Source organism: bacterium (assembly GCA_030654305.1).
Lineage (GTDB): Bacteria > Krumholzibacteriota > Krumholzibacteriia > LZORAL124-64-63 > LZORAL124-64-63 > PNOJ01.
In genome coordinates this window covers 1-5,530 of record JAURXS010000367.1, presented here as the reverse complement: position 1 = coordinate 5,530, position 5,530 = coordinate 1, and the positions used below count along the sequence as shown (strand labels likewise).

Below are 5,530 nucleotides of genomic sequence, written 5' to 3'. Positions count from 1 at the left end.
CGCCCGCGGACGTGGCCGACGCGCTGCTGTTCCTGCTGGGATGCCGGGCGGTGACCGGCCAGACGATCCTCGTCGACGGCGGGGAGCATCTCGCCCGCTAGGGCGTTCGCGATCCGACAGGAGTTGTCCCATGCGTCTGCCCGATTTCCTGATCATCGGCGCCGCCAAGTCGGGCACCACGGCCCTGGCGCGCTACGCCGGCCAGCACCCCGGGATCTTCGTCTGCCCGATGAAGGAGACCGACTTCTTCGGGTTCGACCCCGCGGCGCCGCCGCCCGGCCGCCTCTGGGACGACGCGCGCCACACCTTCCCCGTGCGCACGCTGCCGCAGTACGCCGCGCTGTTCGCCGAGGCCGGCGACGCGCGCCTCGCGGGCGAGGCGTCCCCCCTGTACCTCGAGAGCCCGATCGCCGCGGGGCGCATCCGCGCGACCATCCCCGAGGTCCGGCTCGTCGCCGTGCTGCGTAACCCGGTCGACCGGGCCTGGTCCGGCTACCTGATGAACGTCCTGCAGAACCGCGAGCGCGAGCTCTCGCCCGCGCACGCGCTGGGGCCGGACTCGCACTACGTGCAGGTCGGCTTCTACGCGGCGCAGATCCGCCGCTACCTCGACCTGTTCCCGCGCGACCAGCTGCGGGTCTACCTCCACGACGACCTGACGTCGGACCCGGCTGGCCTGATGCGCGACCTGTTCGCTTTCCTGGGCGCGGATCCGGGCTTCGTGCCCGACGTGGGCGTGCGGCACAACGAGGGCGGCTACCCCCGCCGTCGCGGCGTGAACGCCCTGCTCAACCACCCCGTCCTGAAGCGCTCGCTGGGCCCGCACGCGCCGGAGCCGCTGAAGCGGCTCGTCAACAACCTGCGCCGGCGCAACACGACGGCCGCGCCGAGGATGGACCAGGCCACCCGGGAACGGCTGTCCGCGTTGTACCGCGGCGACATCCTGGCGCTGCAGGACCTGCTGGGAAGGGATCTGGGCGGCTGGCTGGCGGCGAACGCTCAGGGCGTGTGATAGGGGAGGGCCTGCTCTTCGACGACCCGGCCGTTGACCCGGATCCGGTAGTTGAAGGCGTTGGGCCAGACGCCCGTCGTCCTCTCCAGCCGCACGTCGCCGTACTGGAAGTCGCGCGTGATGACGGCGCCGGCGATCGTCGGCGGTCCCAGCGGCTCGCCCAGCGTGATCGGGACCGGGGGCCAGGCGAGCTCCTGCCCCGGGTTGTCCAACCAGACCGGGCAGCAACCGTCGATCAGCAGCGAGATGGCCCGGAACATGTTGCCCGGCAGCATCTCCGTCAGGTCGCCCTCGGCATCGTAGTAGAGATACCGGTTCTTGTTCTCCAGGAAGAGGTAGGGCCCGCCGTTGACGGTACGCGGCCAGCGCCGCGCGTTCCAGAGGCTGTTGTAGACGGCGGGGTCCAGCGCCTTGTTCATCTTGTCGGGCGCAGCGAAGCCCAGGGTGGGGAAGAGCTCGTAGTTCACGCCGTCGGCGAGGGCCGCGAACGTGGAGTCCGTGTAGGAGCGCTGCCCGTTGAAGATCTGCAGGAACCCCTCGCCGAGCCGGGCGCGCAGCGACAGGACCAGCTGCTCGCAGGCCGACTTGTAGGCGGCGAGTTCGTCGGGATCGACCAGCATGCCGATGCCGTCGCCGTCGAGGTCGGCATCGCCGTCCACGTCCACGAAGTCGGGGATCCAGATGCCGTTGTTGAAGTAGTCCCAGAAGATGCCGTCGAACGCGTTGGACGACGACTCCTGGAAGTCGGCGAACGTGTCCACGATGACGTCGCGGCAGGCGGGGTCCAGGATGTTGACGTTGACCACGCCGGGCCAGTCCTGGAGCGTGTCGCCCGTCGTCGTGTAGCACCAGTAGGGCCGCAGGGCGTCCCAGAGCGTGCGCCCGTACGAGCCGGGCGGCAGGTTGGCCCAGTCCAGCCGCAACGTCTTGGCGGACGCGTAGCCCAGGACCCGGCAGTCGGGGTTGACGGCCTTGACGCGCCCGATGATCCCGGCGGTCTCGTTGGCTCCGTTGTCCCAGATCCAGGTCGCCGTGACGTGGAGGAAGTCCGTGCGGGCGATGCTCTCGATCGTGGAGTTGTAGAAGGTGGGGTTGCCGGTCATCAGCGAGACGTAGTTGTGGGGCGCGTGCGCCGGGTGGGCGACGCCCAGGTCGCTGGCCAGCACGCGCACCAGCAGGTCGTTGCGGGCGGTTCCCGGAAGGTCGACGCCCACGTTCCAGGTCAGCACGCGACCGGTGCCGGGCGCGACGCCCGCGCCGACGTCGCCGCCGAGGGACAGGCAGGGCACGTCCCAGGTCGTGCCGCCGTTGTCCGAGGCCCGCAGGCTGACGAAGCAGGCGTTGCCGTCGGCGTCGGCGAGGTCGTAGGTCACCTCGACGATGCCGCTGCCGTCGGTGCGCTGCGCGCTGACGACGCCGCTCACCACGGGATCCGCGGCGGCGGCCGTGCCGGCCCACAGCATCGCCGCTGCCGTCGCCAGGATGAATCCGCGCAGCGTCATGGCAGCAACACCACCTTGCGGGAAACCGCGGCGTGGCCATCGACCGTCAGCCGCACGAGGTAGGCGCCGCCGGACACGCGCCGGCCGTCGTCATCGCGGCCGTCCCACGCGCGCACGTGGCGGCCGGCCGGCAGGTCGGCGTCGAGCAGCGTGCGCACCAGGCGCCCCGCCGTATCGTGGATCGCGAGGCGGGCGAGGCCCGGCGCGCCGATCTCGAAGGCCAGATCTGTCTGCGGGTTGAACGGGTTCGGCGCGGGCGCCGCCAGCACCGGCGCGCGCAGCGACGGCGGGGCGCCGGTGCCCGGCAGCAGGATGCGGAAGTCGCCCTCTTCGACGCTGGTCTGGTTGCCGAACAGGTCGCGGAGGGTCAGGCGCAGGCGGCAGTCCCCGCTGACGACCGCGGGCACGGGCCAGTTCCAGGCGTGGTAGCCGTTCACGAATTCCAGGTCGATGCTCGCCAGGGTCGAGCTGCCGGCCAGGACGTCGGCCTGGTGCCCCCGGATTTCCAGGGTGGGCGAATCGTCCTGCACGTTCCAGCTGAAGATGATCGATGCGGGGGAGATGAAGGTCTCGCCGCCCTTCGGCGCGTCGATGCCGTAGATCACCGGCGGCAGCGTGTCGATGGTCAACGGCCCGCCCGTGCCCGCACCGAGGCCCGCCGAAGCCGGCGCCGCCGCCAGCGACAACACCGCGGCGAGGGCGAATCCGGCACGGCCGGAGTTTGTCCGAAAGGGGATCATGTCGGTCTTGCTATCTCCCGGGAGCCGCTTGTTTCTGACGTTAGCCTTACATTATATCATCTAATCGTCAAAACCAGCAACTCCTTGAGCCCGATCCCCCCTTTCCACGGCTTTCCCGGTCGATCAGTCCGGGTACAAGGCGTTCCACCAGCCCGGATCGTCCCGCAGCTCCCGCGCGAACCAGGCCAACATCGTGTCGTTCCAGACGATCCGCCGATCGTGGTCCAGGATGTGGTGGTTCTGTCCCTCCACCTGCACGTACTCGACCTCCTTGCCGAGCATCGTCAGGGCGATGTACATGCCGTCGCTCTCGCCGGGCGGGACGTTGGTGTCGTCGGCGCCGTGGAGCAGCAGCAGGGGCGTCGTGATGCGGTCGGCGTGGTAGAGGGGGCTCTGCTCCACGTAGAGGTCGGGCGCGTTCCAGGGGAAGGAGTCGGCCAGCGCCCGCCCGCCGTAGGAGTAGCCCCAGTAGCCCTCGGCCCAGTAGCTGCTGATGTTCGAGATGCCGGCGTGGCTGACCGCGGCGCGGAACATGTCGGTCTGCTCGATGAGGTAGAGCGTCAGGAAACCGCCGTACGAGGCGCCGATGCAGCCCAGGCGGGCGGCGTCGACGTCGGGGAAGGCGGACAGGAAGGCCTTCGTCCCCTCGATGACCTCGCCCGCGGTGCGCCGGCCCCAGTCGTTGACGTGGCGCGCGGCGAACTCCTGGCCGTAGCCGACGGCGCCGCTGGGGTTGGGCACGTAGACGAAGTAGCCCTGGCCGGTCCAGACGTTCTTGGGGTAGCGGGTCCCGAAGTCGCGCGTGATCGGCGAGGTGCCGCCGTAATAGAAGACGATCCCCGGGTAGCGGCGCCCGGGCACGTAGTCGCGCGGGTAGTAGACGAGGCCGTCCAGCAGCGTGCCGTCGGCCAGCGTCGTGGCGAAGGGCTCGACCCGGCCGAAGGTGACGTCGGCGAAGCGCTCGGCGCCGGGGGCCAGCAGCAGGCGCGACTTGCCGTCGAGCGGGACCACGGTGACGCGCTGCGGCGTGACCGCGCCGGTGCCGGCGCAGACCACGACCTTGCCGCGCTCGGCGGCGTCCCAGTCGCCGACCACCTCCACGCCCGCGTCCAGCGCGCGCCACTTGCCATCGCGCGTGCCCACCGCGAGGCGCACGTACTGGCCGTCGAGCACCTCGGCCACGATCCGCCCGTCGCGGTGCCAGACCGCGCCCTGGACCACGGTGTCGAGGTCGCGGGTCAGGGGCGTCGCCTTGCCGGCGCCGCGGTCGTAGAGGTAGAGCTGCCCGCCGTAGTCGTTGGGCGTCACGCCCGCGGGCAGCGTGTTGCCCAGACCGTCGAAGGCCGAGGGGGAGCCGGTCACCAGCAGCGTGTTGCGGTCCGGCCCGTAGGACACGGCGTCCACCCAGCGGTCCTCCAGCACCACAGCGACCGACAGGTCCGCCAGGTTCAGTTCCGACCAGACCGCGCGGGCGTAGGGGCGCGCGAGCGGGTCCGGCCAGGTGCGCGAGAACAGCAGGCAGGCGCCGTCGGGGCTGAACGACCAGCCCTCGGCGCTCACCGCGCCGGCGGTCAGGCGCCGCGACGCGCCGCCGGGCCAGGTCGTCTCGACCAGGTAGCTGTGGTCGCGCCAGCCCGGCCAGCGATCCTCGATGGCGCGCAGGCGCTTGACCTGGCGCTTGTCGGCCTCGGACTCGACGCCGTAGGCGTGCACGAGCGAGCGGCCGTCGGGGTTCCAGGCGTAGGACTGGAAGTGCTCGACGTCGCGCAGGGCGGGCCGCGTCGCGCCCGTCGCGAGGTCGTGGACCCAGACCGTCGACTTGCCGTCGCTCTCGCTCACGTAGGAGAAGGCCTTGCCGTCGGGCAGCCACGCCAACTGGTCGGGCGCGGGCGCACCGCGCCAGTCGAACGCCAGCGAACCGTCCTTCACGCGGCGCACCTCCAGCCAGCTCTCGCGTTTCCCGTCGGGCGCATAGGCGCCCAGCGACAGCGCGACCAGCTCGCCGTCGGGGGAGACGGCCAGCGCGGTCGCCTTCGGGGCGTCGAGCTCGTCGCGGATGTCGGTGGGGCGGGTTGGGACAAGCGTCGTGACGAAGGCGGGCGCGGGCGCGTCTGCCTCCAGCGACAGCACCGCCTTCAGCGTCCAGGGCTCCGTCAGCGCGGGGTCGCGCAGCGCGCGCACAGCCAGGCGGCGCAGGCCCGGCTCGAGCTTCAGCTTTGCTGTGCGCAGGCCGTCCTTGTCGGCCAGCACGACGGGCGCGCCGTCGAGCCAGACCT

4 protein-coding genes are annotated in these 5,530 nt (G+C 71.3%); 1 reads left to right on the top strand and 3 read right to left on the bottom strand.

The features are described 5' to 3' along the window. Positions 1-130 precede the first annotated feature (130 nt). The gene (locus tag Q7W29_10565) at positions 131-1,012 is read left to right on the top strand and encodes a sulfotransferase (GenBank protein ID MDO9172262.1); all 882 of its coding nucleotides are present in this window, start codon (positions 131-133) and stop codon (positions 1,010-1,012) included. Here Q7W29_10565 and Q7W29_10560 read toward each other — a convergent pair. The 3 genes from Q7W29_10560 to Q7W29_10550 all read right to left on the bottom strand — a co-directional run. Further along, positions 1,000-2,514, bottom strand: coding sequence for a putative glycoside hydrolase (locus Q7W29_10560; protein MDO9172261.1), 1,515 nt, complete (start codon positions 2,512-2,514; stop codon positions 1,000-1,002). The genes Q7W29_10565 and Q7W29_10560 overlap by 13 nt on opposite strands. Then, positions 2,511-3,254 carry a FlgD immunoglobulin-like domain containing protein gene (locus tag Q7W29_10555; protein ID MDO9172260.1) on the bottom strand — a complete coding sequence of 248 codons (744 nt, stop codon included), beginning with the start codon at positions 3,252-3,254 and terminating at the stop codon, positions 2,511-2,513. Before Q7W29_10555 ends, Q7W29_10560 begins: the two co-directional genes overlap by 4 nt. Before the next feature lie 123 nt (positions 3,255-3,377). Beyond that, a partial coding sequence (locus tag Q7W29_10550) for a prolyl oligopeptidase family serine peptidase (protein MDO9172259.1) occupies positions 3,378-5,530 on the bottom strand: 2,153 nt, incomplete at its 5' end.